The organism is Blautia faecis, assembly GCF_020554845.1.
Lineage (GTDB): Bacteria > Bacillota > Clostridia > Lachnospirales > Lachnospiraceae > Blautia_A > Blautia_A faecis.
Genome location: NZ_JAJCIA010000117.1, coordinates 1 through 272, shown reverse-complemented (window position 1 = coordinate 272; position 272 = coordinate 1). Strand labels below are relative to the sequence as shown.

The window sequence follows — 272 nt, the reverse complement described above, 5'->3', positions numbered from 1 at the left end:
TTTTCCGAATATGGCAGACAAAAGGGCTGGGAGCGTGAAAACCCGGCAACGGACTCCGGCAACCCGTCTGAAAAAACGATGGATGGTTTTGTGGAGGTCACAGAACAGATGGAGCTTCCATTCTGAAAATGACCGCCCGTTGCACCCCCTGTTGCTATCCCGTTGCCGAGCCGGTTGCCGGGGAAAACCCCTTATTTCCGGGCTTTTCTCCCTTATAACAACCAAAACAACAGAAAAATAAAAGAAAAGTATAAATAGTAACCATCGCCAGA

At 48.5% G+C, this 272-nt stretch carries 1 pseudogene; it reads right to left on the bottom strand.

From position 1 onward, the window contains the following. Nucleotides 1-154: 154 nt before the first annotated feature. A pseudogene (locus tag LIZ66_RS20395) lies at nucleotides 155-272 on the bottom strand (tweety protein); the annotation flags it as partial.